We start from the raw sequence: 25,277 nt of genomic DNA on the forward strand, positions 1-25,277 counted from the left end.
CACCCTTGACGGGTACTTCGTCTGCGACAGGGCCCGCTGGATCTTCGGCTATCGCGCTGACCAACTCGCCAAGGACCCGTCTGCCACGCCCTGGATCACGCGGGCCGTGGTGTCCGAGCCGGACGGGGCCGTCGTCGGCGACGCCGGGTTCCACGGACCGCCGGACGAGGCCGGCACGGTCGAGGTCGGCTACACCGTCGTGCCCGGGTACCGCCGCCAGGGCTATGCCCGCGCCATGCTGAGGGCGCTGCTCGTCAGGGCCGCCGCCGAACCCGGTGTCAGGACCGTGCGAGCCACTATCAGGTCCGACAGCAGTGCCTCCCTGGCCACCATCGAGGGTTTCGGTTTCACGCGCGTCGGCGAACGGGGGAACGAGCGCGACGGACTCGAGATCGTCTTCGAGGTCCCGGCAGACGCGATTCAAGGCGATTGACATCCTCCGCACGTCTCCGATCTTCGGCAGGCGCAGCTTCTGCCCGGGGGTGATGGACCAGCGGGCGTTCGCGGTGAACCGGACGGCCTGCCGGGTGTCCTTGCGGGACTTGTACCGGGGCGCGCCCACGCGCGGACGCTTGCCCTTCAGCGCGTCGAAGAAGTTCCGGTACGCCGTATCCAGGTCCCTCAGGGACTGCTGCAGAACGACCGCCGACACCTCGCCCAGCCACGCCCGCTCGGGCCGCTTCTTGGCCTCGGTGATGAGCTGCTTCGACAGATCCCCGGTCCTCGGGAACGGCAGCCCCTCGCTGCGGGCGCTCTCCCGAGCCCTGAGAGCGTCGTTGTAGACCACCCGCGCACACCCGACGCCTTCGCCAACGCCATGCGCTGACCGGCACTCGGGTACAAGCGGAAGCTGTACCGAAGCTGCACGCGGCCCATGCTATTCCCGCCGAAGGTCACCGTGACCAGGCTGGTGAACTCCCTCGAGGGCGTGTCCTCCCGCAGGCTCCGCCAGGCGTTCCCCGACCTCGTTCGTCACAACTGGCGGACGCAACGCCCTTTGGTCCGGCCCGTACATCGTCGGGTCGGTCGACGGCGCGCCGCTCAGCATCCTGAAGCATTACCTCGAGCAGCAGAACCAGCCGCTCTGACCAGGGCTGAGGTGACCCGCGCGGATCCGTGCCCATAGCTGAGGTCAGAGCAGGCTAAAGATTCGCTTCACCACCGGGCTGAAGCCCGGTGCACTGCAAATAGACCCGGTAGCCCTCTCGTCCTCGTACTCCGCAACGCCAGCCTGCATCTCATCATCAACGTCGACCTCGGCAGCCACGGCACGGGCCGTGAACCGGTATGCCATACGCCGGTTCTGTCAGGCCTACAGGGCACACACTCGAAGCTAACCGTCTTGCATCGACACTGCGGCGAGAAGCGACCTACCAGACGCTTGCACGGTCGGCGCGCAACGGTCCGCCGGGAAAGCAGGCAGCCCACAGTCGAAGCGACAGATCACGCAGATTCTCAGTACACCGGGCCCGGTTGGCGAGGCCCTAAGCCATTACGCCGTAATGGAGGACGGGGGAGTAGGCCTCAGTGACAGGAACGCGCGACGGCAAACAGCGTCCTGCAGTGGCGGCAGTCAGTTTCAGCAGAGCGCATCCAAGTCACAGCAGCCGGGCCAGGGCGAAGCCGGACTCGTCGCAACCTGGCTTCCAGCAACGAGCCTGACGCCGACGTCGACATGCCGGAGTCTAGGGGGAAAGAAGAGTCGGCAGACGTCGCGATGCGGCGGAAGCGCAGCACCTCTCGCTGCGACCATCTGGACGACACAGCCGACGCGGTGCAGCAGCAGGTCCAGCCCGCCAGGGAGTACTAGACGTCGAACCGGCGGTGCCCGCTCACAGCGATCCGGGTCAACGTCCAGCACGGGTCGGGCCGGCCTCAAGCGGCCGGTCCGGGGTACAACCTGGTTTTCGGATGACGGAAGTGTCCCGCGTCGAGCTTGCCGCGGGCGCCTCTGGGGCTCTTGGAGACCGGAGCCTGCCGAACACCCGAAGCCCATGCTCGCCGCTATCGGGTCGCCGACACGTTTGGTGTGTAGTTGGTGGGCGGTGGGAGCCTCACTTCTCAGTGGTCGTGCTTTCGAGGGCGCTGAGGAAGGCCTGCATGGTTGCTTCGTCGCAGAATCTGTATCCCAGCACCTTTCCTGAGCCCGGTCCGAGCGCGATGATGGGGGACTCCATGCCGCTGTCCCACCAGCCTTCCGTGGCCCCGCGTTTTAGGACGCGAGTGAAGGCGCCGGCGTGGCCACGGAGGCTGCTGTCGTTGTTATCGCGGAGGTCGTCGGCGGATACCTCGCCGTTGACTCCGGTGAGGGCTGCTCGGAGGATTCGCTGGGCTCGCGGGGCCAGGGCGTCGTAGAAGGTGCTGGCGCGCTCAGCGTTCCAGCCGGGGTTGCGGCGAAGGGAGGCGCGGTGCTTGTCGAGTAGTGCTAGCAGCTCGCGTTCGAACTCAGGGGTTGGATTCTTCACGTGCACGGTGATCTCCACACGGGCTCCCGTTACATTAGACGCGGATAGAGCGGGGGAGATCGTATCCTCGCAGATGGCGTGTCACAGGGTGCAACTGCGTCTACGTAAACCGGTGGGGCTCGCATCTGTCGTGGCCCGGGACCACGGTGCTGGCGAACAGCAACGGCGTGACCTCGCGGCCGAAGCACGTGGCGAGCCAACGACGCCGGCGATGGCTGGGGCTCTGTCGAGCAGGGGCGGGAGCTGGGTGACGTCGTTGCGTTTCCGCCGGCCAGCGAAACTGCGAGCGGGATGCCCTGGGCGTTGGTGAGGACCTGGTGCTTGCTGCCTGGTCGGTGCACGGTCGACCGGGTTGTGTCCGCTGTTGGGCCCCGCCGAGCGGCCCGCACGTGGGAGGAGTCGATCACCGCCCGCGACTAGTCCAGCTTCTTGGTGACCCGACGTTTCTGTAGCAGCAGATGCGGTTCATCCCAGCCACACGCCGGCTTCGTGCCATGAGGCCAAACGCCGCCAGCACGTCATCTTCGAGCCGAGGCCCAGCTCCTGGGGCAGATACTCCCTTTGGATGCCGGTATGCAGGACGAACGGGATCCCGCACGGCGTCTGCCGCTCCGGGACCTGCGGCCACAACGGTTCGACAAGGGATTGCAGTTCATCCGGCACGTTCCAAGGCCTCGACTGACGTTTCCAACGCCCAACCCAACGACCGTTCCAGCTGATAGTCCCATGCCCAACAGCTTCTGTCAGGACCTCTAGGGCCTCCGGCGGCCTGGTCGAAGGGCCTTAACCCGGAATCCTGGACCCGGGCATGCGATTGCTGTCAGGGTGGTTGATGTTGCTTCGGACGCTGTCTTGTACGCGATCGGGATGCGTTGTCCGAGGCGGAAGTGACGGCGTCGGGTGTTGCAAGGGTGAGCCAGCGGAACGCGTCGAGGCGGGCCTCGCGTTCAGTGGACCAGGTCTTGCGGCACCGAAGCGTCTCGCGTTCGATCCTTGCGTTGAGGGAATCGGCAAGCAGGTTGTCCGCGCTGGAGCCGATGGCGCTCATGACCTGTCGGACGCCGACCGCGATCATGCGTTGTCGCAATGCCATCTGGATTTGGTTACTAGGAGTCTGTGAGCTGCGACTTACTACGATTCCTGCAACGAGTGGTGCAACGTTCTGCGTGACCCGACAGCGACACACGCCGCGTCCGTACGCCTTATGGCCGGCTCTGCGAGAGCAATCCTGCAACGAGGGGAGCAACGATGCGTGCGACTTTATGCGCTACGCGATGAACAACGATTCAAGCAACAAGTGTGGACACCATCGGAAATCCTGCAACGAGCTATGCAACGTGCTAGAGAACCTAAGAAGCAACGCTGCAACTTACACTGTATGCACTTCTAGCACTTCTGAACGCACGATCCATGCAACACACGACCAAGCGAGCTGTCGATCGAGCACGTCAACAGTTCATCTGCCGAGCTGACTTCGTGTAGCGCCAACTACAAATCCGTCGACCGAGTGATCCGCGTAGCAAGGCATGGGACGTACTGCGCTGCGATCACTGTATTGATCTAGCTACTTGCAGGACTTTGTCGCTTACGAAGGAACTCTCGAATCAGCTGCTCAGCGGACGCGCAGTACAGTTGTCTAACTGCCTGACGCTGTGGAAGACGAGTGAACGCTCGCTCATGCCCGCGCCTCTCGTGCCTAACGACTCAGGTGACTGACATCCTGGCGCGGGGTGTTGCTGCCCACCGGTCGAGGGAACTCGCAAGCAGCCAAGCTGGCGCTTGAACCGATGCTCGATGCTCCGCGCGAACCGTTCGACTCACCGCCATGCCAGCTGCCCAGCCACGAGTCGTGCCCTCTGGTGAGCGAATCCACAGGCCGCTGACCTGCGCGGGAACCACTCGCGCCGCTGCCAGGCCTGCCGACACCTGGGCAAGCCACTCGCCCTTGCAACGACACCAGCGGCAGCCGACAGGCATCAGATGGAGGAGCGCACGCCTGTTCGCCCAGCCGGCAGGAGAGGCATCAAAGGCGGTCGGCGGCCCGTCCACCAGCGCCGATGGCGGCTGGCTGTGGTGTCGCGCGGAGCGCGCACCCGGTAAACAGCGAGTTCTCACCCAAGAGGCGCCCTGTCCTGTTATCGTCATGCGCAAAGATCAGGTGTCACTAGAACATCGCCGTCTTGGAGGACCTGGTAGAGGGGCCTTGTAGCTGGACGATCTACCCAAACTGCCCCTCCTGGGTTCACGGCGAGGCGGGGTGGTGCTCTGGTGACACGAACTCACAGTGCAGGGAGAGGTGCTCGAGGGATGAAGGTCTTCGCGTTGGCGACTCAGAAGGGAGGCGTAGGCAAGACCAGCACGACCGTCAACTTCGCAAGCTCACTCGCCCTTGCCGGTGGCCGCGTTCTTGTCGTCGATTTGGATCCGCAGTCCCAGGCCGGCGCGGCGCTGGGGGTGAACATCATCGGCGAAGAGCAGCTGGCTCGTTCGCTGGGCTGGGCGCTTCAGGCCCGCTTGCAGGGCATGCGGATGCCGCTCACTGACATCTGGTTCGACCGTACTGAACTTCTCGAGGAGTTCGGCGGACAGGGTACGCTCCACCTCCTCGCCAGTGAAGAGTCCACCATGACTGCGGCCCAGGACTTGATCCATAAGAAGGGGTTTCAGTCCACGCCCATCCTCCGTCGCATGTTGCTTGAGGCTGCCGAGCACTTCGACTTCGTTGTGATCGACACCCCGCCCGCCGTTTCCTCCCTTTCTGCGACGGCTCTGGCGGCCGCTGACTATGTGATCACGGTGTGTATTCCGGAGTACCCGGCGCTCAAGGGGGCCGCAGCAACCCGCGGGACTGTCCGTTATGTTAAGGATCGGACGAATGGTGAGTGTGATCCCCAGTACTTGGGGGTGGTGCTGAACCGTTCCAACCCGCCGTCCAAGTGGAAGACTCAAGAGGTCAACATCCGGAACGGCATGCTCGATGCCGGGTTGAACCCGTTTCAGCGTGATGTCCGTACGGACAACCGCATCAGTGACTCCTTTGCCTACGGCATGCCAGCGGTCATCCGCTATGCGAGTCATGCTCCTGGCAAGATCTATGCGGAGTTGATGCACCAGGTCCTGGCCCGAACCACTCAGGCAGAAGAGAAGTGGGAGATGCCTGGGCGGATCGAGTCTGTTGAGGATGCCGGGGTCGTCGGATGAGTAACGACGCTACTAACGAAGGCGAGTCGAGAGCAGGCAAGTCCAAGACCAGGGCTGCAAAAGCCACTCAAGTGGGATCAAAGCGTCGGACGCCTCCAGCGCACTTCGGGGCAGGCTTGGTTCAGGGTCTCATCGCGGGGGCTGAGGACGTAGCTGGCCGGTCTTTCATCGGGGGCGGGAAGACCGCGTCTGCTGAGAGGGAAGTCGTAGGGCCGGCTGTGGCGCCGGAGCCGCCTTCGACCGCTGTCTCCGAGTCCTCGTCCCTGCTACCAAGCCAGGCCCTTGGCTCGCCCGTGCCGCCTCAGGTGGTTGGCCGCGCAGAGCACGCACACGATGCCGATCACGTGGCCGATGCAGCGGCGCAGTCGGGGTCTTCGACGCCTGCGGCACGAGTCGCTGAGCCGGTCGTGGAGATGACGGAAGCATCCGCTGCGCCTGCGGAGCTTGTCCGCCCCGCGGATAGCGAGCCTGTCGACCTGGAGCCGGCGGAGGCCGGCGGGCCTGAGGGTTCGTCCTCCCCGGTGGGATCGCGTACTTCGAAGATTGCGGAAGTCCGCGATACGCGTTCCGGGGCCCAGGCATCCGAGGTGGATGACGGTGGGGGAGAGGCCCTTGCAGGCGGCGGGCATGCTGGGGGCTCCGTCACTGATCGAGGAATGCAGGCTGGGGCGGCGTCCGCGGAGGGCCGGTCCCCGAAGGGAGGTCGGCGTCGCCCGCAGGCTGCTGCTCATGCGGTCCTGCTCGAGAGTTTCAAGGACGCCCGCCTGCACTCAAAAGACTGGCAGGGGTGGGGTTTTCGTATCTATCCGGACACACTGGCGGCCCTGAAGCAACGCATGAACGCGGATCGGCGGTCTACCGGTCTCAAACTGGCCACGGGGCACTATGTCGACGCTGCCCTTCGATCAGCGCCCACCGACGTGACAGAAATGATCAAGCTGGCGGACGAATACGACGGTGAGCGGGTGTTCGCCAATGAGACCACGCGTCCGTCCACCTACCGGGTCGGGCTGGTTGCTTACGAGCTTGCCTCCAATCTGAAGGTGACGATGGATGAGGCGGACGAGTCCCGACGCGGAGCTGCGTTTGTTTCGGCGGCGCTCCAGAAGCTTCTGGATGGTCTCGAAATGGGTGGCGCGCTGACGCTGCCAGCCCGGTAGGGCCGGTTCGGTCAGCTTCTTCTAGAGCCTCAGCCTGCGGTTTTGCCAGGGCTGGGGCTCTTTCGTGTATGCACTTTGCAACGAGCAGCGCAACGTTCGCTGCAGCGGTCACCGCAACGCTCTGACGAACGATGTTGCGATCTCTGCATGCGACGAGCGTGCTCTTCAGCCGCCTCGCCATCGCGCCTTCCATTCTTCTATGACTAGAGCTTTGACGGTGTGAACAGGTGGAACAAAAGCGCTCTTTCCCTGATCAACGGCGTAGCTGATCCGTAGGGGCGACACGCCAAGCTCTAGTGACAGGAGGACTTTTCAAGATCGGGTGCGCTAGGGTGTGAGCCACAATCAGCTAGTGGTGTCCCGGAGCTCACAGATGTCGATGACAGGTGCTCAACTCAGTACAAGCGCAGTGGCGACCGCCGCGGGACTGAGCGAGTCATGGGCGTGGAAGGCCCGCAACCAGGGAGTGATCAACGAGCCTCACTTCGAAGAGGACGTCGTTGCGCTTCGGGTCTACGCCTTCGTCTCGCAGATCGTGTGGCCTGGCACCCGCCGGCCTCGCAGCGCTCGCCAAGCGCTTGAGCTCTGGCAGGCCTCGGCCGTGGAAGCAGCCAGACAGGCCGTTTCCGACGAGAACACCACGTCGGAGACAGCGCTGTGGGTCCTTGAGGATTCCGTTCGGCTGGTGACCACGCCCGCCGAGCGCGCAGCGGTCGATCTTCAATATCTCGGCGGCCGCGTCGCGTTCCGCATTCCTGTCGGCCTCTGGGTAGCGGAGCTGCCTGAGGCCCTGGAGAACGTCCGCACCCGCAGACGGCGATCAGTCGGGGCTAGAGCGACGTCCTGATGCGCCGTCTTCTTCCAACCTCCAGCGCGATGGTCGTCTGCCTCACTGCAGACATGACTCGGCCCGGGATCTGCGGTCCCGGGCCAGTCGCGCTGTCAACGCCTGGAGTCTGCGGTTCCAGGTTCGTCCAATCACCAGGGAGGTGATGTCCGGCTCGTCGCACCCCTAACTGAACAAGGCCACGCACTCGGCTGCCTCCCATTGCCTTGCAGGAGCCGAGCGGCGATAGACGACGCCCTCTTTCGTTGTTGACAGGAGTCGATCATACCTACCAGTCCGAGGGCTGGTTCCGTGTTGCCTAAAACAGGTGGCACCAATCAGCTCAAGATGTCCAAAAACCGCTCATCTCCTCCCTCCCGGCGGCCCCGGAAGTCCCCACACCGGGACGCCTTCGCTTCCTGGGCCGGCCCGGTTCCGACCGGGACGCCAAGTCACCCCCTGGAGCTGGGCGATGGCATGCGGACTGCACTGCTGTCCGCAGTACGCGCACTGTTGGCAGATCCGCGTCTGGCTGACCGCAAGGACGTGGTGCGTCTGAGCGCCGTAGTGCTCCTTGCGAAGGCAGCCCACCGCACCTGTCAGGTAGCGATCACGGCTCGGGAACTCGGACGATGGCTCGGTGTTCACGAATCGACGGTGGACCACGAAGTCCTGCCTGTGCTGCAAGAAACAGGCCTGGTCACCAAGACCGTCGTCACGGAGAGGGATCGCCCTCCGTTCACGTACTACCGGATCATGCCGATGTGGAACGCCCGTGACGTGAAGCGATCCCCGTTGGCCCTTGAACGACAGCAGCTTGCCACGCTCTTGCGTTTCATCGAGAGCCTCTTCGCCCCCGGCTGGGGCCAGGCCTGCGAGACTCAGCCGGGGCTGCTGGCTGGACGGCAAGGACGTGGTGCAGCCACAGATCGTCTGGCACTGCTCCTCCTCGCCTTGGAATCCCGACCGGATGGTCGAGTGCCGCTGATGGGCGGACGGCTGGCGAGGACGCTCCAACCGCATGGCCGCGCTGCGGCCACTCTGGCCCGCTTGCTGGGCTGCGAGGTCCCAACCGCTGCGTCGGTGCTGGCGCGACTGGAACGGGCAGGCGCTGTAGGCCCTGCCGGCGGCGATGGCAAGGGGCTTCGGCTCCCTGCCATCGCCTCGGCCCATCGCCGTAGCTCCCAGCGGCAAGTCGATACGGCGGGTTCCGCTCCCACGCCGACCCACCCAGCTATCCCGTCCTCTCCGCCCTCACCGCGCACCACCGTGTGCCACAACTGCCGCGTCGAAGGCCACGATGACCTGATGCCTCTCGAAGGCGAGGGGTGGCGCCAACCCTCCTTCGAAGACCTTCTCCTGGAGCCAACAACAGTCAACGCAACTGCACCCAGTGGTATCAACACGACCGTCGACGGCAAAAGCGCAGCTCAGCACCACCCTTCGGACTCTTCATCTGGTCGAGAAACTACGGGACTTCACACCCACCACGCTCCTGCGGCTGATCATGTCCTGGAAACTACTGGCGATCTTGGGTTTTCCGGCGAAGCCGATCGGGGGCAGGGAAATCTGCCGAGGCGCGCGTACACGCGCGAGGACAACCCACACCACGCCCTGCCGATGACAGGCACCAGGTCCGCCTCCGGCTGTGCATACAGCCCGCTTCGCGGGGACAAACCGAACGATCTCCCGTCTGGCAGTGCCCATGGTGAGGATGCTGGTGACGAGACGATCCAGCCGCGGCGGCCTGAAGACCAGACCGCTGTGCCGGTGTGGTCTCAGGTGCCTGCAGCCGTGCTGAGTGCAATGCAGTGCGCGGAGACCCTTTGGGGTTGTCTGGCTCGTCCTGGTGCCCGCAGGCGCGTAGACCAGGCAATCAAGTACGAACTCCAGGTGCTGCGCGAAACCTTCGGGGCCGATGCCAAGGTCGAGCAGATCCTTGCCAGCCGCCTGCGCCGGCGCATCGACGACCAGGGAAACGTCCCATTCAAAGATCCGGTCGGCTGGTTGGTTGGCAGGGGTCTTCGCCGCCGATCGATCTGTCCGGACATCCGCTGCGACGACGGCCTGCGGATGGATACCGGGTACGCCTGCGACGCGTGCCAGCTGTTGCATGCCGATCGGCGGGCACTGCGGCATGCAGCGGTGACGGAGCTCCACCACCGCTTGGGCACCTCTGTCACCGGCCACATGCCGCGGACGGAGTTTGAGGCCGAGCTTCACCGTACGTGGAAGCGTCAGATGCAGCACCAGGCCCTTCAACAGCAACGCGAGGCGAAAGTAAGCCAGGCCCGGCAAGCTGCGGTCTCGGCACGGCGGGAAGAGCTCCAAGCATCCGAGGCCGCCCGGCAGCAGCTTCCGTGTGGAGTCTGCGGGCGGCCGCAAACTGGGGGACTGTGCGGTAACTGCGCGAATGCTCGGCGCGTGGAAGAGCTGATCAGCGACGCAAAGGAGATCGCCGTAGCCGCGTGGGCTTTCCAACGCTCCCATGCACGACAGAAGGACGTCGCCTCCTCCACGGAGTCCGAAATGCGTGCCAAGATCCGCCGGGAAATGGAGAACGTCCTGTCGGAGGGCGCGTTCGAGGAGACGGTCTCTGTCATGGGTCGACTTACTGCCGAGTTGGCCTTGGAAGAGATTCGCCAACGAGCACTCGAGCAACTGGCGTGCTCGGAGGAAGCCAGTGTGGAGGCGAATACGGCTTACACCGCCGAGCTCCGGCGACGCGACCCACGCGGGACGCGGGCGCACACCGAGGAGGATGCCCACGCAGTCAGTCGGCTAGCCCGGCGGCGAACCGCCGAGTACCTGCTGCGGACGCGGCTGGGTGCGCTCAGAGCATCCGGCAGCCGCCCAAATGAAGACCCAAAGCGCCAGCCCCACGCTCGGCAAGCGGAGCCGATCGTGGCGGGGTCCAGGTGACTACACCCATGGCGTCGTCTGCCCTGTCGGCACGGCCCGCGGACGCCGTTTAGAACTCCCAGCCAGGTCGATGGCGAGGGGCAGGTCGGCGGATCGCTACGAACCCCGCCGATGGCTGGCCGGGCCGACGCCGGTCTCCAAACGGGATCCGCCAGGGCTTGAGTACGACGGCATGTGGTCCCGAGCGGAGCTGTCGGAGGGGGCTTGTACCCTGCACTCATTCGATGCTCGGATGATCACGGTTACGGACATGCGGGCACGGGGCGGGCGTCCAGGGGCGGGAGCGCGGGGATTTCGATGAGTGACGCACATCCGATACGAAGCCGCAGACCGGGCCTCTCGGTCGGTGCGCGCATCATCGCCGTGGTCGTCCTCGCCGCCATCGGGGCCGTCTGCGCCTGGCTCCAGCACGACGCCCCCGGCCGAAGTGCGGAGCCGCGTACGGAGTTCACCGCAAACAACCCGCCCACCGGTCTGCCCACGGCGCTCACCACCGGCCAGCACCTCCACTGGTCCCGCTGCACCTCGCCCCCCACCGCGCGCACGGGCTACGACTGCGCCACCATGAAGGCCCCCCTCGACTACCGGAAACCGGACGGCAGGACGATCGACGTCGCCCTGATCCGCCGCAAGGCCACCGGCCCGAACGCCCGGCGCATCGGCTCGCTCGTCCTCAACTTCGGCGGCCCCGGCGTGTCCGGCGTGATCGGACTGCCCGAACGCCTCAACCAGTACGAGCCGCTCCTCGACCGCTACGACCTGGTCTCCTTCGACCCACGCGGCGTCGGCGCGACCATCCCCGTACGCTGCGGGAAAACCGCGGACGACACCAGCTACGACGGGGCCGACGCCTGCGCCGAGCGCTCCAGGGCGCTCCTCCCGTACATCGGCACCTCGCACACCGCGCGCGACCTCGACCTGCTGCGCTACCTCCTCGGCGACAAGCGGCTGCACTACTTCGGCGTCTCGTACGGAACGGCACTCGGCGCGGTCTACGCCCACCTGTACCCGGCGCACGTCGGACGGCTCGTCCTCGAAGCGCCCGTCGATCCGACCGAGGACCTCGACGAGGAACAGGTGTCGCAAGTCAAGGCAGTCCAGGTGGCATTCGACCGGTTCGCCGCGCACTGCGCGGCCCATATCCGCCACTGCCCGACCGGCGACCGGCCCGAGGAAGCCGCGCGACGCATGGCGCACCTGGCCGACCGGCTGAAGAAGAAACCCGCCCCGGCCGGCACCGGAAAGAACCTCGACGCCGACGACCTCGCGTACGCCGTCAGCGACCATCTCGAATTCGGCACGGACGGCTGGACGCCGCTCGCCAAAGCCCTCACCGCGCTGATCGACCACAACGACGGCCGTCCGCTGAGCAAGGGCGCGGACGGCATGGGCTCCGCCGACCGCGTGGAGACGCCAAGCGACTTCAGCCGCGCCGCCCTGGTCGCGATCACCTGCGCGGACTCAAGCCTGCGCCCCGGCTTCGAACGCCTCGCCCGGGACAAGGCCCGCGTCAAGGCCGCCTCGCCTGTCTTCGGCGCAGCCTGGTCCACCGGCGTCTACCTCTGCTACGACTGGCCGTTCGACGGCGAGCGCGCCGCACCCCAGGTGAACGCCGACGGCGCGGCCCCCGTCCTGGTGGTCGGCGGCACCGGCGACCCGACCACCCCCTACCCCGGCGCCCGCCACATGGCCCGCGCCCTGGGCGACGGCGTCGGCGTCCTCCTGACGGCCCAGGAGGAGGGCCACGGCACATACCCGCAGAACCGCTGCGTCGCGGAAAAAGTCGACCACTACCTCCGCACGGGCCGCACCCCGGCCCCGGGGACAGTGTGCCGGGGCACCATGTCCTGAGGCCCGTACGGATCCGCCGGGCGATCGTCACACGCCGGTTCGCTCGCAGTGGCCCCCGGCGTGCACCACCACACCGCCCGGTGGCGACAGCGGCCGAGCGGACGCTGCCAGAACAAGACAGTGAAGGGCACATCGCGCTGTTACCCCCACAGGGTGACTGGAGGAAGCGCGGCCAAGCCGAGCTCAGGAGCCGCGGTAGCCGAGCCCGCGCCGCTCGTCGGGTGCCGAGCCGGGCTGGGCGTCCCTGCACTGCAAGTTGCCGACCTGCCCGGGTCATGTCCGCCGGGCAGGACCCGGTGCGGTGACAGTCGAACCAGACCACGAGTCGCACGTGCTCGGGGCCGTGCAACTCGGCGAATGTCCTCATCACGTCCCACACCGGCGCCCAGTGGGCCGGCTTCAGCCTGGCCGGCGCCGACCCCATCACCAGCGGGCTCGACCAACGCCAACAGGCGGGCCGCCTCCTCGACCTGCTTTTCGACGGCCTCCGTTACGGAGCAGGCAGGCTGGTGTCCAGCTCGTGACCCGCCTATCGTCGCGATCCCGCCCGCATGGACCGTGATCGGCACGTGGGCTTCACCAGCACCGCCGCCATGTGTCTGAACGGGTACCTGCCTGTGCGGAAGGAACGGCCTACGGGCAGCGGGAGCTGACTCTCTCGTCCTGCGAACTCCGGCGGCTCGTCCTTGCTTCGCGGGACAGCCGCCGGCAATGCAGATGGGGAGGGCTGGCGCTGTGCCAGCCCCTGAGCGCCACGGCACCCTCGCGCCCATTCACGCTGCATCCCAAACCCAACAGCCGTCCGAGGCCACGTACAGTCCCTCGATGACCTCGCCTGTGGTCGGGTCGATGGCGCAGCTGTCGGCGCCGACGTACTTCGGCTGGGCTACGGCCGGGTGGGGGAGGGGGGCCTGATGGGCGGCCTGGCGGCGCTCGGCGAGGCGTACTTGCTCGTGGTGCCAGTGAATCCGCTGGACCTCGTGGTGGCGTCGTCGCCGTTCTCCCGTACCGGCGGTGCCTAGCCTCTCTGCGGTCTCGGGCCATCCGGAGACAGGGGTGTCGCAGTCCGGGGACTGCGTCCCGATTCCCGCCAGGGCGGTGGGGGAGAGGTGGTAAAGCTCCCCCACGTGGCGGATGAGGCCGAGGGTCTTGAGTTTCCCGAGCTGTCGGTAGGCGGTGGGGCGGGAGACGGAGGCGCTCTGCTGGAGTTCGGTCAGGCTCTGACCGTCGCGCTCCGCCAGGGCGGCCAGGACCGTGAGTCCGCTGCCTCCTAGGCCGTGGTGGGCGAAGGCGTCGAGGTGCATTAGCTGTCCGGCTGTCCGGGTGTCGATGTCGGCGCCGGTGTCAGATCGTCTCAGGTCTGGGCCACTCATGGCCCCCCCAGCCTTCGGCCCTTTGGGGGTGGACCAGTGGTGAGACGTCGTGGAAGGCAGGCGGGAAATGAGCATCCAGCGGGCGCCTTCGGTGGGGGATCCGTCGTCGAGTTGGCGCAGCATCTTGGCGGCACGGAGGCGCTGGTTGGAGTTGTGGGCGGTGGTCCGGCTGCAACCCATTCTCTCGGCGAGGTCGCGTTCGGAAACGGTGTGGTCCCAGCTTCCGGCCTGGGAGCAGATGTGCATGCGGGCGATGAGGTTCCGCAGGTCGGTCTTGCCGGCGATGCCATTCCAGGGGGTGCACTCGATGCGGGAGCGAAACGCGGCCAGGGCGGCGTGAAAGTCCTGACGGGTGGTGATGGGGTCAGTTGACTGGACATAGTGTTGTGCGCCGTCCCAGGCCCGTTGGAGCCAGGCTGCGGCTTTGTCGTAGCCGCAGCGGTGCTGGAGGGTGCGGGCGTGCTGTCCGGCCTTGTACGGGCCGGCGAGCATGACGTGGACGAAGGAGGAGCGGTCCCAGCCCGCGCGGACTGCGTCGGCGGCGACTGCTCGGGTCATCGCCCAGGCGTGGTCCGATGCGGCCGTGTTCTTCCCCCCGCGTTGGAGGTTGCCTGTCGCGTACGCGGCGTCCTGGTCGCCGAGGAGAAGGAGCTTGTGCATACGCGACGACAGGAGCGGCAGCGCGGCAAGGAGCCCTGTTCTCTGCGGTGCCTTGGAGCGACCGCTGAGCCCTGGAGCAGGCTGTGCAAGCCGGGGCCCTAGGTGCGAGGCTTGCGGCGCGTGAGCAGCGGGGGAGCGAGCAAGGCAGTGGTGGGGCGGCGGGACCAGCCGTTCTCCGCTCGCTGGGCGGGCGACTATCGCACTTACCCTTGTCACCGTGCCTCCGCGGAGATTAACGAAAGGACGGTGGAGAGCACCCGCGGGAGCGCCGGCGGCGACCCTGCTCCGGCCTGGGTGCGCTCCTGTGAAGGGCGGAAAAGGAGGTTCGAGTGGAGGGCGTAACGGGATGATTGGGACACGGGTGGGTGACAAGCGGCAGCCGTCTGCTGCATCATGAACGCGATCCGTTCCGGGTGTTTTGGAACGTCGAAGCCCCCTGGCAGGGGCGCGAGCTCCGGAGTGGGAGTGATTTCGCCCGGCTCCTTCGGTGAGGAGAAGCCAGGACTCGCTCGACTGGCAGGCCGGGCGATAGCGAAGGGCCAGCGGTTGATGGGGTGATGGCACACCGCATCGAGTGCGAGGCCGGGCCCCGTGCTCATTGGCAGACAGCACCGGGGCCGCGGGGAGCTAGGTCATCGGATGCTCCCCGCGCAGTTCTCTGCTGTTCCTGACTGGCACGTTGTCCTCCTTGGCTGGGCGCGGCCTGTGCCGAGGCCAACATGGGTATGCGCCCGGCAGCGGTGATCGCCGTGCGGGCGTTGGAGAAGCCGCTGCCTGGCTGGCGGGCAGGCGACCCGGAGGCTGGTCACGCGGCCTGGGCGGCCGCGAAGCGCGGGTGGGCGATGACCACGCTGGACTTGATCGCCGCCTGCACGGCATTCCGCATCAGGCGTCCGTAGGCGACCAGCGGGTCGCCTTGTGTGTTATCGGGGGTCAGGATGCTGACGGCGGCCACCACGCACGGCTCGGCGCCGGGAATAGCCGGGGCGCCAGGCAGGCGGCGGAGCGGAACGGAGATCAGGAGCCAGCCGGGCAGTGGCGACTCAGTGAGCGCGACCTGGGTGGACCTGATCCGACGCAGTTCCTCGCGCAGCGGGATGTCCTGGCCGGCGAGGTTGGCGAGCATAACCAGGCCTGGCGCGTCGCAGTCGAGGGGGGCCCGGCGAAGTCGGTCAACGGCCCCCGAAGTGAAGGCGAGTTCCCGGCGAAGGCTCTCATCGCGGACCCCGGCCGCGGCAATGCACAGGCGCTCTCCGGTGACAGGAGAGTAGGTGTGCAGCAACACGGCGCGCTGGGTACGGGTGTGCAGGTCTTCGAGGAGGAGGGCTGCGTCGAGCAGGGGAGTGGTGCTCGGATGCACGAGTCCCGGGGTGTCGGTTGGAACGTCCGTGAGAGAGCGGATTTCCCAGTACCCGTAGCGGGGCCGGCAGCACACCTTGGCCTTGAAGAGCTGCAGCAGTCGTCGGCGGACTTCTTCTTCGCCCATGGTCGTGCGGGCGGCGATGTCCCGAGACTTATGCGGACCCGGGCCGAGCTGCAGCAGTGCGTGGAGTACTGCGTTCGTGCGGTCGCGCTCCATCCGCTGATGCGAACTGCGTGTGCGGTTGTCCACGGTCCCTCCCCGTTGTGCCAGATCAGCACGTCAGCCGCGGCAGTTGGTGCTGTTGGTCTGTTCAGAAGATCTCTATCTGTGGCAAGCGGGGTTGACCAGGAACACCCCTTTCCAGATGACCCTCTTCCTGTTACGGATGGTGAGCAATCAACGTGACTTAGCACCGGAAGATGGAGGTATACGCGCATTCGAAAGCGTCACAGCCCGTTAGATGTGTGCAAACCTTCACACGTGCACAACGAGTCCCTCAGTTCGCCAGCCGCATAGCGCCGCTTCCCAACTCGCAGCGGGCGCTCAGGCGTGCGGCGCAGGCCAAGGCAGCTGCAGCGTACTCCCGACGGTTGCGTTCCATCTGCGGGCGCAGCCCCATGACAACGAGCGAGCCGTACACGGTCGAGCCCCGCCACAGCGGGACGCCGAGCATCTTCCAGTCCGGTAGCGGCGACTGGGTGAGCACGTAGCCCTCGGAGCGTATCTCGCGCATGAGGTGACTCTGGGGAGCGCCGTCGAGGTGCGAGAGGATCGCCAGCCCGGCGGCATCCGCGGTGAGCGGCGCGTAGCGCAGCGCCACCTTGATGTCCAAATCGGCATGTTGGAACGCCGCCTGAAAGTCGCTGCGCCGACCGTAGGTGTGGTCGAGCATCAGCCGGCCCGGTGTGTCGTCGATCAGTACTGCGCTGAACGCCATGGCTACCTGGGCGGTCTGCCGCTGCAGCACAGTGGTCTCGCGGTCAAGGGCACTGTCGTGAGGCAGATTGAGGTGGACGCTCGCATCCGGGCGGTGATTGGCCACGTCGGTGGCAATGCCGTAGCGGCCCGGCGCCCGATAGATCAAGTGTTTGGCCTCCACCCCGGCGCGCAGGATGCGGTGGACCGTCGACTTGGTGACGCCGGACTCGTCGATGATGCGCCGCAGCGGGTGCATCCCGGGGCCCATGCTGTTCAGGGTTTGCAGAACGAGATAGACCCGGGCGTGGGCGGTCATACCGTCGTCCACCGCGCCGGCGGCCTCGACAAGATCGTTGTCGATCACGACAGTCCCTCCTGGTAGGCGATTGCAGCGGGACTTGATCCCGCCTCAGGGGTCCCGCCGGACCCATCTCTACCGGGCGGACCGGCTCTTGTGGAGGAACCACCGCTTCCAGGAAGAGGGTCTTCCAACGCCCTCCTAAACACACCGCGAGCCCTCCGATCTGACCGCAACCAAGTATCAACGGCGCAGGTCACATCCTGTCTCGCCGATGACCGCCACCCTGCGCCGCAGGGTGAGGATTCGAGACGGCGGTTGATGGCTGCGGGTGTCACCCCTTGGACCCTCGCGCACCGCAGACACCCTGTGCGACCTGCGCTAATGCCGTCCTTTCCCGCCGCGTGCACCGCGTCCCGCCAGCAGCAATCGGGAATTCATTTCACGTCCCGCTACGTGACACAACCGGACTCATACCGTCCGCACCCGGGGAATGGGAGCGAGGAGCTATTGCCGCATTTCAAAGGCCCGGAGAGAGTGATCAAACCCCTGGCACCGTCAGCGAGCGCACCATTTCCTACATTCTGGAGCACTGCCCGTGACCACCCACGCGTCTCACCGGGAAGACGGCCCCAATGGGATCCTCGTCGTCCTGGGCAGCGGACCGCAGGCGCAGTGGGAGCACGCCATGCAACGCCTCGCAGCGATCGGGCCGGTGCTCCTCACCGACGCAGAACCGCCGGACTGGCCGCGCCACACCCAGCCGACGCCCGAACCCCAATCTCCTCAACCCTCCCCAAGTCATGCAGGCGTCAGCGGACTTCGCGCCCACCCAGCCCATTGCCGGCGTGCTGACCTTTCACCCCGCTCACACCCTCAGCCTCGACGGCTACGGCTTCACTGACGTCCCCGAACCCACCACCCTGACCGGTCTCCCCAGCACCGGCGCCACCCCCCGCCACTGACCACCACACCACGCGCACTGCGGGCCCCCCCCGGGCGGACCGCAGGCGGGGCCGCCCTGTCCTGCGTCCGCAGGCGGGGCCGCTCGCGTACCAACCCGCCCATCCCGCCCCCGGCCCGGCCGGGGGCGGGGTTGGTGCCTGTTGCGGGGCTTGCCCCCGCTCTCGCCAGCATCGGCACGCCCGCACCGGCCACTGGTCGTCAGCAGCGGGCGCCCATTCATCCGGCGGGCACCGAGCCCGCCTCCTCACCCCTGAGGAGACCGTGTGCTCGATACAACCGCACTGCTGCTCATTGCCTTCAGCGTCGTCATGCTGGTCTACCGGCCCACACCCCGACGGACGCTGGCCGCCACCGCACTCCTGCCGCCCAGCGCTCTGCTCTACGCCCTCGCCCACCACTACAGGGAGGCGTTCATGACGGCGCTGCTGTTCGCCCTGTACGCAGGCTTCACGGCCGGGCACCGCTGGGCCGCCCGCCGGCAACCGGACGCCCATGACGCGTGAGACCACCGGAGCGGGCAGGCAGCCACCGCGGCTGACTGTCCGCTCCGCCCCTACAGGCCTCGGCCCACCCCGGTCCGGGGACCAGCTCGTGCCCGGCCCGCCCAGCCGCCCCGCATGGAAGCGGGACCCACCGGCCCCGTCATCACCTCCTGGTGCGGGGGCCCGGCGGTCTCGACCGCCGGGCCATCCTGCTCAACATCATGGGGGTCCGCGGGGCCGAATCCACCTCACGCGCTCTCAAGGCACGCCCTGGCCGTCGACAACCGCACCACGAGCGCCAACCGCCTCGTACTGACCTGGAACATCATTCACAAGCCGTCCGAACAGGAAGTCTGGCAGGACATCGCGAGCAACGGCCTGGAGTACCACCCCATCTACGACACCGGCCTGGAGCGCCTTTCCTGCATCTACTACGTCCTGGCCGGACCTGACTGGCTCATCCTTGCCACCCGGGTCTGTTTCGGCCTCGAGCTCCCGCACCCGGAGATCTTCGCCGCGCTAGAACGAAGGATCGGCCACAGCTTCAAGCAGGACTTCACCCTGAACGCCATGATCGCCGCAGCCCGCATGCTTGACGCTCTCGACGGGCCAATCACCTGGCGCCGCGGCGACGCACTGCGTCGGCACCTCGGGCCGGCTGCGGCCAACCAGTACCTCGCCCTCACCCGCTAGCCCCATCCAACCACCGCGCTAACTCACGAAATGAGCCCACCGATGACCATCACCCTGACCGCGCCGCAGGAGACCAACGGTCACCCAGGCCACAGCCCTATCCTGGAGCCGCCAGAGGGGCCGGAAAGCGCCCTCGCCTGCACCTGCGGCGGTCTCCTCGAGGTCAAGCCCGACACCAAGCCCGCCCAGATGAGCCGCTACCAGCAGCACGTCCGACGGGCAACCAACCTCGACGAGAGGTAGAACCCAGCCGGCCCAGCGAGAGCCCCCGCCCCCTGGCGGTGCATCCGAAACGGGTGCGCCACCAGGACACGCCTGCATGCACCGGGGAGCAGCCGCCCACAGATGGGGATGGTCAGACCACCTCCGCACTTCAGTCGCCACAGTCGCTGTGCCGCGAGCCTGGGCAGCGCCTGACGCCGCTGAGCGCACGGCGCCGATGGTGGCAGGTCCTGAATACGCGCCGTCTCACCAAGCCTCTGAACCCAAATCATCTGAAATGATCAGTTAGTCTGGTTGGCGGCCGAAAGGGGGCTACGGCAACGGCCTCGGAGACGAGCGGACGCTGATCGCGCCGTCCGTCACCTCCAACCGGCTCGAGGCAGACCAGGACTCGGGTGTCCGGCAGTCGGCCAGCGCTGTCAGCGTCACCAACTGGATCGCGGAGAAGAGCCAGTGAGCTGAGCATCGATGCATCAAACGCGTCGCGTTTGGCTTGGATAGGCCAGAAGATGGCGGGCGAGCCGCCGCTCCTTGTGGGTGCTCTTCCACTATGTAGACGCTGCCATCTGGCTTCAGTCGCTTCAGTCGCTTCGGTCGCTGCCCTCGGTCTGCGGCAGCGACTGTCTCGGCAGTAGGGCGTTACGTTCGAGCTTGATCAGTCGTCGGTGGCGACGGTTGCAAGCCTGCACATGCTGACGAAACGATGCGTCGAGGTCAGGAGGGGGCAGGGCTCTCTTGCCCAGTACGTGGGGGAAAGGAACTGCCGCGACCGACGCTCCTGTCGACATGCCGGGCGTCCAGTCGCTTCAGTCGCTCATCAAGCCGGCAGCGGGCGACTGAAACACCAGCGACCGGCCAACCTTTGAGTCGCTGGCCCGTCAACGAAGAAAACCCGAGGTCAGAGCTGTCGCCGACGTGGATCAGCGACTGAAGCGACCGAACTGCGCTATATACCCGCTACCCCACCAGTGCACGTGTGCGTCATATATAGAAGACTTCAGTCGCTTCAGTCGCTGATCAGTCCACTGCACGGCTCTGACCTGGTGTTCTATCCGAGAAGGTAGGCGGCGACTTGAAGCAGCCCGGTAGCTGTCATGCGCTCCCAGTCGCTGGCGTGCCCAGACAAGCACGTCATCAACACCGACAGCATCGCTGCGCTGTTCCGCAGGTGCGCCACGACCACATCGAGCCGTTCGCTAGTCTGTGCCTGTCGTTGAGTCGCTTCGGTCGCTGTTAAGGGGTCCTCATGCCTGCTGAGCTGCAGTTTCACAGCAGCGACTCAGGGCACCTTGCCCCTGAGCTTTCAGTCGCTGCTCGGGCAATGAAGACCGCGCAGTGGTGTGCGCGCCGCGGTTGGCCAGTGCACCCCCTTGCGGCCGGCCGGAAGACACCGGCCGCCAACTGCAGGAACTGCCGTTCAAGCCCCCACTCGCCCGTCAGCTGCCCATGCCTGCGTGCAGGCACCGGTTGGTGCCACGGCTTCCACGCGGCCACCCTCAACCAGGAACGCATCCAGCATTGGTGGGCAGCTCACCCGGAATTCGGCATCGGCGTCTCCTGCGGCCCCGCTGGCTTGGTCGTCCTGGACATCGACGCCCATCCTGCTGAAACCCCTGCCCGAGACCGGATCCTGCCAGGTATCCGAATTGGGGACCACGTAGACCTCACAGGCCTGGCCAACGGCTTCCACACCCTCGCCATCCTCGCTGCCCTACGCGGACAACCCAGTCCAGCGGATGACTCCACCACCCTGCGTGTCCAAACGCCCTCCGGTGGACTCCACGTCTGGTACCGGGCCACTGACAACCGTCACTGGCTTTCTTCCGTCGGATCCAGCCGCGGTCGCGCCCTCGCATGGCAAGTCGACATCCGCGCTCACGGCAGCTACATCATCGCCCCGGGCACCAGCACCCAACACGGCACCTACACCCCTGTCGGCGACACCCGTGAACCAGCAGCCCTCCCTCTCTGGCTCGCTCAAGAGCTCGCCCGAACGGGGCACCTGCCCGCACCCAACGTCCCCGCACCGCGTCCCGTCCCGCCACGTGCCCAACAGGCCGTCCTCGCCGCCGGCGGCCGCCGTAGCCACGTCCAGCACACCCTCGCCTCCGTTCTCGCCCCCGTAGAGGCCTGCGGCTACGTTACGGAAGGCGCCGGCTTCTCCGACACTCTGAACCGTGCCGCATACACCCTCGGAGGGCTCATTGCTGCCGGCCGTCTAACACAGGAAGAGGCCGAAGAAGCCCTCACCCGTACCGCAGCCGCAGCCCGCCCAGGCCAGGACAAGCGCATCGCGCAGATCATCAACAGCGGACTCGCCGCAGGTCTCAAAAAGCCCCTGCAGGCCACTGGAAGGCGCCCGTGACCTCGCCGCGCCCAGAAGCCCTCTTTGACTTCGACCCCCAAGCGGTCGCCGCTCAAATCCGCGACCAGAGTCGAACCGTCCCGCTGCCCGCACAGGCCACCCCCATGCGCTCCGCGGGTGAAGCAACCCCCGACGGACTGCTGCCCGACACCCTGACCGACCGCGGCAACGCCAAACTGTTCGTCAGGCTCTACTCCAACGACTACCGGCACGTACCCGGCATCGGCTGGTACCGGTGGGACACCACCCGCTGGCAGATCGACGAGGACGACACCGTCCTGTGGGCGGCCGGCGACCTCGCCGAAAACATCGCCACCCACGACCCCCGCGGCATCTACACCACCACCTCGCTCCAACAGCACCGCCGCCGAGCCCTCTCCACCACCGGCATCAACGCCATGCTCACCCAAGCCAGGTCCGCCCCCGGCATGGTCCTCAACGCCTCCCGCCTGGACGCCGATCCCTACGCCCTGTGTACCCCCAACGGCATCGTCGACCTACGTACCGGCCTACTGAAGACCCCAGACCCGAATAAGGACTTCCACTCCCGCTCCACCACAGTCGGCCCCCAGCCCATGCCAACCCCCCGCTGGGATCGCTTCCTAGCCGACACCTTCGGTGAGGACACCGAAGCCCAAGAAATGATCGGCTACCTGCACCTCCTACTCGGGTACTCGATCACCGGCGACGTGGGCGGCCAGGTCCTGCCCTTCCTCTTCGGCGCGGGCAAGAACGGCAAGTCCGTGCTGATGGATGTTCTGATGAAAGTCCTCGGCGACTACGCGGACGCCGCACCGCCCGGCTTCCTCATGGCCAAACCGTACGAAGGCCACCCCACCGATCTCGCCGAACTCCACGGCCGACGCGTCATCGTCTGCTCCGAGGTCAAGCCAGGCGACAAGTTCGACGAGGCCCGCGTCAAACTCCTGACAGGCGGCGAACGCATCAAGGCCCGCCGCATGCGCCAGGACTTCTTCAGCTTCGAGCCCACCCACAAGCTCTGGCTGCTGGGCAACCACCGACCCGAGGTGGGCACCGGCGGCTTCGCGTTCTGGCGCCGCATGCGCCTCATCCCCTTCGAACGCGTTGTCCCCGACAGCCGGAAAATCGACAACCTGGCCGACATCCTCGTCACAGAGGAAGGCCCAGGCATCCTCGGCTGGCTCATCGACGGCGCCCGCCGCTACCTTGCAGGCGAGCGCGACCTGACCGGTCCCGAGCGCGTGCGCATTGCCACCACCGCCTACGCCGAAACCGAAGACCACACCGGCCGCTTTTACGAAGAACGCTGCCGTGTCGCCCCTGACCTGCGCGCCGAGCAGACCGCTCTCTACGCCGCCTACAAGACGTGGTGCCACAATGAAGGCGCACCGGCGATGTCATCCCGAGCCTTCGCCTCCCGCACCCGGGAACTGGTCGGGCTGGCCTCGCCCAAAGAAATGATCCTTTCCAACCAACGCAAGCACTACCCGGGCATCGGACTGCTCACCGACGACGAGAGGGACACCGGCGCATGAGCTCCCTGATCAGCGCGGACGAGATCAGCCACGAGACCGAACTGGTATGGCTGGAGGACATCGACCAGCTCGACTACGTACGGCAGAGCCTGGACCGATTGCCCACCCGCAAGGGCAAGCCGGCCTACCACCGCGACGGCCGCATGATCGGCTATGCCCTCCTCGGCACCACGGCGAAACCTTCCCGTGCCTCAGGTACTTTCCGCCGTCGAGTCTTCTGGCTCCTGCCTCATGACAGGGACAGCGAACCTGATGGGCTCTACGCCAAGAGCGCGCCGGCCGAGGCAGTTGACCCCCGCACCCTCGAACCGCAAGTGAAAGGTTACAAAACTGAACGCTCCGAGGGTGGTCCGCCCTCAAATGCCATGCGCGAGCTCGGCATAACGCTGCCACTGTGAGCCGTCGCGAGTAGTTCCACACCCTTGCTCGAGGCGGTTGACGCACCGCTCGACTGTGTTGCGCTGCTTGCGCGCGTTACGCTCGAAAGCGGGAGGGTCCGCCGCTCGAGGCGCCAGAACGCATACGTGGCAGGCGTGCCCGCGCCATCCCACATCCGTGATTTCAGCACGTCGCGAAGGGGTCGAAGCCGGGCTCGATCAGCCAGCGAACTATCAGCAGGCTCCGCAGCGACCACCACACGTGCATCACGCTGACGTCGATGTCGGTGCCATAGCCGGCGATGACGTCGTCGAGATGCTCCTCGTGTCCGAGCGTGAAGGTGGCGATGCCCGGCGCCGCAGCACCCAGCTCACCTTCGCCGGGTACGAGGCTGCCGGCCAGATCCGCGGCTCGGTCACCCGGTCGCCGACGAACTGCACGACGCGCTGGACCCAGCGGGCCGCCGAACGGCTGCCCGAACTCCTGCTGCCCAAGGCGACGTTGGTCGACACCGAGGGCCGGGCCGCCCGCCGCCTCCCGGTCCCGAAGGCGGCGGGCCAAGCCGAGCGGGAGGACCGCGAGCTGCTCGATCGGCTCGCCGACGCCCGCCCGGGTCGTCCTCGACCGGGACGAGGCCCAGCTGTACCACGACTCGCTGCTCCACGACTGGCCCCAGCCGCGCGACTGGATCCGCGACGACCGGGGGCGGCCGCTCGTCCTACGCCGGGTGGGCGACGCGGCCGACTAGGCGGAGGCAGACCGCGAGAAGAGCATCCCGTACCGCCGCGACCAGCTGGCGACGGCACGGCAGGAACTCAGGAGTGAGGGCCCCGACTCCGGCCCGTGGATCTGGACTTCCTCGCCGCCAGCGACCCGGCCGAGCGCCGCACCCGCCGGATCCGCACCGGCGTCGGGGCGGTCGTGGCCATGCTCGCCGTCCTCGCCTCCTTCCTCGCGGTGCGAGCCGGCCGCGCCCAGCGCGACGCCGAAGCCCGCGAGAGCGTCGCCGTCGCCGAGCAACAGGCCGCGCAGGCCGACACCATGCGCGAGCGCGACCCGCAGACCGCGCTGCGCCTCGCCGCGTACAGGACCGCCGACACCAGCGCCACCCGTTCCAGCCTCTTGCGTCGGCAAGGTCGTCGATCACGCGGCGAGACTGCCCTCATCACCGCACAGGCAGTTCTCGATGTCATTCGTTGAAGGGGCGGTCCGGCAAGACCGCCCCTGACATGCCAGCAGCCAACTACACTCCCGACGATGCCTATGACCAGGCAAGATAGCGAACCGCTGCTGGAGTACCAGCGGCACCTCGACCCTGCCACATCGGCCGTACGGGTGACGGCCGCGTTTTCGTCGGGTCGGAGGGTAGACGGACGACACAGCTCCCGTGGTGGCATCGCTCACTGGGGACGTCTTGAATGATCGAGTGGCCGATCGGAGACGCATATGGACGCCCTCGCACGAATGATTCAGGAAGCAATGCACGAGCGGCGCCTGACGGCGCAGTGCATCGCCGAGCGGACCGGCATTCGCACCCCCCGGATCAGGGCGTTCACGCAAGACGGTGCCCACGGCCCTGTCCGCCCAACCGTCGATGAGCTGAGGGAGGTCGCTCAC

21 protein-coding genes and 1 pseudogene are annotated in these 25,277 nt (G+C 66.7%); 15 read left to right on the plus strand and 7 right to left on the minus strand.

The window, feature by feature from the left end; genetic code table 11:
- Positions 1 to 94 precede the first annotated feature (94 nt).
- Positions 95 to 433: a GNAT family N-acetyltransferase gene (locus ACFQ9Z_RS35890; protein WP_383030103.1), complete on the plus strand. Its 339-nt coding sequence runs from the start codon at positions 95 to 97 to the stop codon at positions 431 to 433.
- Positions 434 to 439: 6 nt separating this feature from the next.
- On the opposite strand, the pseudogene ACFQ9Z_RS35895 reads toward ACFQ9Z_RS35890, so the two are convergent.
- From ACFQ9Z_RS35895 to ACFQ9Z_RS35910, 4 genes and pseudogenes are all read right to left on the minus strand, one after another.
- Positions 440 to 867 (minus strand): annotated as a pseudogene (locus ACFQ9Z_RS35895) (RNA-guided endonuclease InsQ/TnpB family protein); the annotation flags it as partial.
- A gap of 1,187 nt (positions 868 to 2,054) precedes the next feature.
- Positions 2,055 to 2,483, minus strand: coding sequence for a hypothetical protein (locus ACFQ9Z_RS35900; protein ID WP_383030034.1), 429 nt, complete (start codon positions 2,481 to 2,483; stop codon positions 2,055 to 2,057).
- Positions 2,484 to 2,930: 447 nt separating this feature from the next.
- Positions 2,931 to 3,128 carry a transposase gene (locus tag ACFQ9Z_RS35905; protein ID WP_383030036.1) on the minus strand — a complete coding sequence of 66 codons (198 nt, stop codon included), beginning with the start codon at positions 3,126 to 3,128 and terminating at the stop codon, positions 2,931 to 2,933.
- Between the two features lie 157 nt (positions 3,129 to 3,285).
- Complete coding sequence (locus tag ACFQ9Z_RS35910) at positions 3,286 to 3,558, minus strand: hypothetical protein (protein WP_383030039.1); 273 nt, start codon at positions 3,556 to 3,558, stop codon at positions 3,286 to 3,288.
- A 1,214-nt stretch (positions 3,559 to 4,772) separates the two neighbouring features.
- Between ACFQ9Z_RS35910 and ACFQ9Z_RS35915 the strand changes: the two genes are divergently transcribed.
- From ACFQ9Z_RS35915 to ACFQ9Z_RS35935, 5 genes are all read left to right on the plus strand, one after another.
- The gene (locus tag ACFQ9Z_RS35915; protein WP_383030042.1) at positions 4,773 to 5,666 is read left to right on the plus strand and encodes a ParA family protein; all 894 of its coding nucleotides are present in this window, start codon (positions 4,773 to 4,775) and stop codon (positions 5,664 to 5,666) included.
- Between the two features lie 656 nt (positions 5,667 to 6,322).
- Positions 6,323 to 6,826: a hypothetical protein gene (locus ACFQ9Z_RS35920; RefSeq protein WP_383030045.1), complete on the plus strand. Its 504-nt coding sequence runs from the start codon at positions 6,323 to 6,325 to the stop codon at positions 6,824 to 6,826.
- Positions 6,827 to 7,199: 373 nt separating this feature from the next.
- Positions 7,200 to 7,673 (plus strand): hypothetical protein, encoded by a 474-nt coding sequence (locus ACFQ9Z_RS35925; RefSeq protein ID WP_383030047.1) that lies wholly within the window; start codon positions 7,200 to 7,202, stop codon positions 7,671 to 7,673.
- 456 nt (positions 7,674 to 8,129) lie between these two features.
- A complete protein-coding gene (locus ACFQ9Z_RS35930; protein WP_383030049.1) occupies positions 8,130 to 10,574 on the plus strand; it encodes a hypothetical protein in 2,445 nt (814 codons plus the stop codon).
- A gap of 297 nt (positions 10,575 to 10,871) precedes the next feature.
- Positions 10,872 to 12,425: an alpha/beta hydrolase gene (locus tag ACFQ9Z_RS35935; RefSeq protein ID WP_383030052.1), complete on the plus strand. Its 1,554-nt coding sequence runs from the start codon at positions 10,872 to 10,874 to the stop codon at positions 12,423 to 12,425.
- Positions 12,426 to 13,198: 773 nt separating this feature from the next.
- Here the strand turns inward: ACFQ9Z_RS35935 and ACFQ9Z_RS35940 are convergent.
- The 3 genes from ACFQ9Z_RS35940 to ACFQ9Z_RS35950 form a co-directional block, all read right to left on the minus strand.
- Positions 13,199 to 14,458 carry a helix-turn-helix domain-containing protein gene (locus ACFQ9Z_RS35940; RefSeq protein WP_383030055.1) on the minus strand — a complete coding sequence of 420 codons (1,260 nt, stop codon included), beginning with the start codon at positions 14,456 to 14,458 and terminating at the stop codon, positions 13,199 to 13,201.
- An 805-nt stretch (positions 14,459 to 15,263) separates the two neighbouring features.
- A complete protein-coding gene (locus ACFQ9Z_RS35945) occupies positions 15,264 to 16,070 on the minus strand; it encodes a hypothetical protein (protein WP_383030057.1) in 807 nt (268 codons plus the stop codon).
- A 247-nt stretch (positions 16,071 to 16,317) separates the two neighbouring features.
- Positions 16,318 to 17,103 carry a helix-turn-helix domain-containing protein gene (locus ACFQ9Z_RS35950; protein ID WP_383030060.1) on the minus strand — a complete coding sequence of 262 codons (786 nt, stop codon included), beginning with the start codon at positions 17,101 to 17,103 and terminating at the stop codon, positions 16,318 to 16,320.
- Between the two features lie 737 nt (positions 17,104 to 17,840).
- On the opposite strand from ACFQ9Z_RS35950, the gene ACFQ9Z_RS35955 reads away from it, so the two are divergent.
- The 9 genes from ACFQ9Z_RS35955 (at position 17,841) to ACFQ9Z_RS35995 (ending at position 24,860) form a co-directional block, all read left to right on the plus strand.
- Positions 17,841 to 18,002 carry a hypothetical protein gene (locus tag ACFQ9Z_RS35955; protein WP_383030063.1) on the plus strand — a complete coding sequence of 54 codons (162 nt, stop codon included), beginning with the start codon at positions 17,841 to 17,843 and terminating at the stop codon, positions 18,000 to 18,002.
- A gap of 264 nt (positions 18,003 to 18,266) precedes the next feature.
- The gene (locus ACFQ9Z_RS35960) at positions 18,267 to 18,506 is read left to right on the plus strand and encodes a hypothetical protein (protein ID WP_383030065.1); all 240 of its coding nucleotides are present in this window, start codon (positions 18,267 to 18,269) and stop codon (positions 18,504 to 18,506) included.
- Between the two features lie 114 nt (positions 18,507 to 18,620).
- The gene (locus ACFQ9Z_RS35965; protein WP_383030067.1) at positions 18,621 to 19,178 is read left to right on the plus strand and encodes a hypothetical protein; all 558 of its coding nucleotides are present in this window, start codon (positions 18,621 to 18,623) and stop codon (positions 19,176 to 19,178) included.
- Positions 19,179 to 19,220: 42 nt separating this feature from the next.
- On the plus strand, positions 19,221 to 19,421 hold the full coding sequence (locus ACFQ9Z_RS35970) for a hypothetical protein (RefSeq protein ID WP_383030070.1): 201 nt from the start codon (positions 19,221 to 19,223) through the stop codon (positions 19,419 to 19,421).
- 1,300 nt (positions 19,422 to 20,721) lie between these two features.
- Complete coding sequence (locus ACFQ9Z_RS35975; RefSeq protein WP_383030072.1) at positions 20,722 to 21,765, plus strand: bifunctional DNA primase/polymerase; 1,044 nt, start codon at positions 20,722 to 20,724, stop codon at positions 21,763 to 21,765.
- Positions 21,762 to 23,282, plus strand: coding sequence for a phage/plasmid primase, P4 family (locus ACFQ9Z_RS35980; protein WP_383030075.1), 1,521 nt, complete (start codon positions 21,762 to 21,764; stop codon positions 23,280 to 23,282). Before ACFQ9Z_RS35975 ends, ACFQ9Z_RS35980 begins: the two co-directional genes overlap by 4 nt.
- Positions 23,279 to 23,680 carry a DUF6009 family protein gene (locus tag ACFQ9Z_RS35985; protein ID WP_383030078.1) on the plus strand — a complete coding sequence of 134 codons (402 nt, stop codon included), beginning with the start codon at positions 23,279 to 23,281 and terminating at the stop codon, positions 23,678 to 23,680. Before ACFQ9Z_RS35980 ends, ACFQ9Z_RS35985 begins: the two co-directional genes overlap by 4 nt.
- Positions 23,681 to 23,975: 295 nt before the next feature.
- Positions 23,976 to 24,485 carry a hypothetical protein gene (locus tag ACFQ9Z_RS35990; RefSeq protein WP_383030106.1) on the plus strand — a complete coding sequence of 170 codons (510 nt, stop codon included), beginning with the start codon at positions 23,976 to 23,978 and terminating at the stop codon, positions 24,483 to 24,485.
- 18 nt (positions 24,486 to 24,503) lie between these two features.
- Positions 24,504 to 24,860, plus strand: coding sequence for a hypothetical protein (locus ACFQ9Z_RS35995; protein WP_383030081.1), 357 nt, complete (start codon positions 24,504 to 24,506; stop codon positions 24,858 to 24,860).
- Positions 24,861 to 25,277: the final 417 nt, after the last annotated feature.

Source organism: Streptomyces sp. NPDC056580, assembly GCF_042793175.1.
In the GTDB taxonomy this organism is placed as follows: Bacteria; Actinomycetota; Actinomycetes; order Streptomycetales; family Streptomycetaceae; genus Streptomyces.

Excerpts from the sequence above, each read along its gene's own strand:
- ACFQ9Z_RS35925 (WP_383030047.1), top strand. The coding sequence starts at position 7,200 with ATGTCGATGACAGGTGCTCAACTCAGTACAAGCGCAGTGGCGACCGCC.
- ACFQ9Z_RS35935 (WP_383030052.1), top strand. The coding sequence starts at position 10,872 with ATGAGTGACGCACATCCGATACGAAGCCGCAGACCGGGCCTCTCGGTC.
- ACFQ9Z_RS35955 (WP_383030063.1), top strand. The coding sequence starts at position 17,841 with ATGCAGGCGTCAGCGGACTTCGCGCCCACCCAGCCCATTGCCGGCGTG.
- ACFQ9Z_RS35920 (WP_383030045.1), top strand. The coding sequence starts at position 6,323 with ATGCAGGCTGGGGCGGCGTCCGCGGAGGGCCGGTCCCCGAAGGGAGGT.
- ACFQ9Z_RS35940 (WP_383030055.1), bottom strand. The coding sequence starts at position 14,458 with ATGCACAAGCTCCTTCTCCTCGGCGACCAGGACGCCGCGTACGCGACA.
- ACFQ9Z_RS35965 (WP_383030067.1), top strand. The coding sequence starts at position 18,621 with ATGGAAGCGGGACCCACCGGCCCCGTCATCACCTCCTGGTGCGGGGGC.
- ACFQ9Z_RS35915 (WP_383030042.1), top strand. The coding sequence starts at position 4,773 with ATGAAGGTCTTCGCGTTGGCGACTCAGAAGGGAGGCGTAGGCAAGACC.
- ACFQ9Z_RS35990 (WP_383030106.1), top strand. The coding sequence starts at position 23,976 with ATGCTCCTCGTGTCCGAGCGTGAAGGTGGCGATGCCCGGCGCCGCAGC.
- ACFQ9Z_RS35975 (WP_383030072.1), top strand. The coding sequence starts at position 20,722 with ATGAAGACCGCGCAGTGGTGTGCGCGCCGCGGTTGGCCAGTGCACCCC.
- ACFQ9Z_RS35930 (WP_383030049.1), top strand. The coding sequence starts at position 8,130 with ATGCGGACTGCACTGCTGTCCGCAGTACGCGCACTGTTGGCAGATCCG.
- ACFQ9Z_RS35985 (WP_383030078.1), top strand. The coding sequence starts at position 23,279 with ATGAGCTCCCTGATCAGCGCGGACGAGATCAGCCACGAGACCGAACTG.
- ACFQ9Z_RS35910 (WP_383030039.1), bottom strand. The coding sequence starts at position 3,558 with ATGGCATTGCGACAACGCATGATCGCGGTCGGCGTCCGACAGGTCATG.
- ACFQ9Z_RS35970 (WP_383030070.1), top strand. The coding sequence starts at position 19,221 with ATGACCATCACCCTGACCGCGCCGCAGGAGACCAACGGTCACCCAGGC.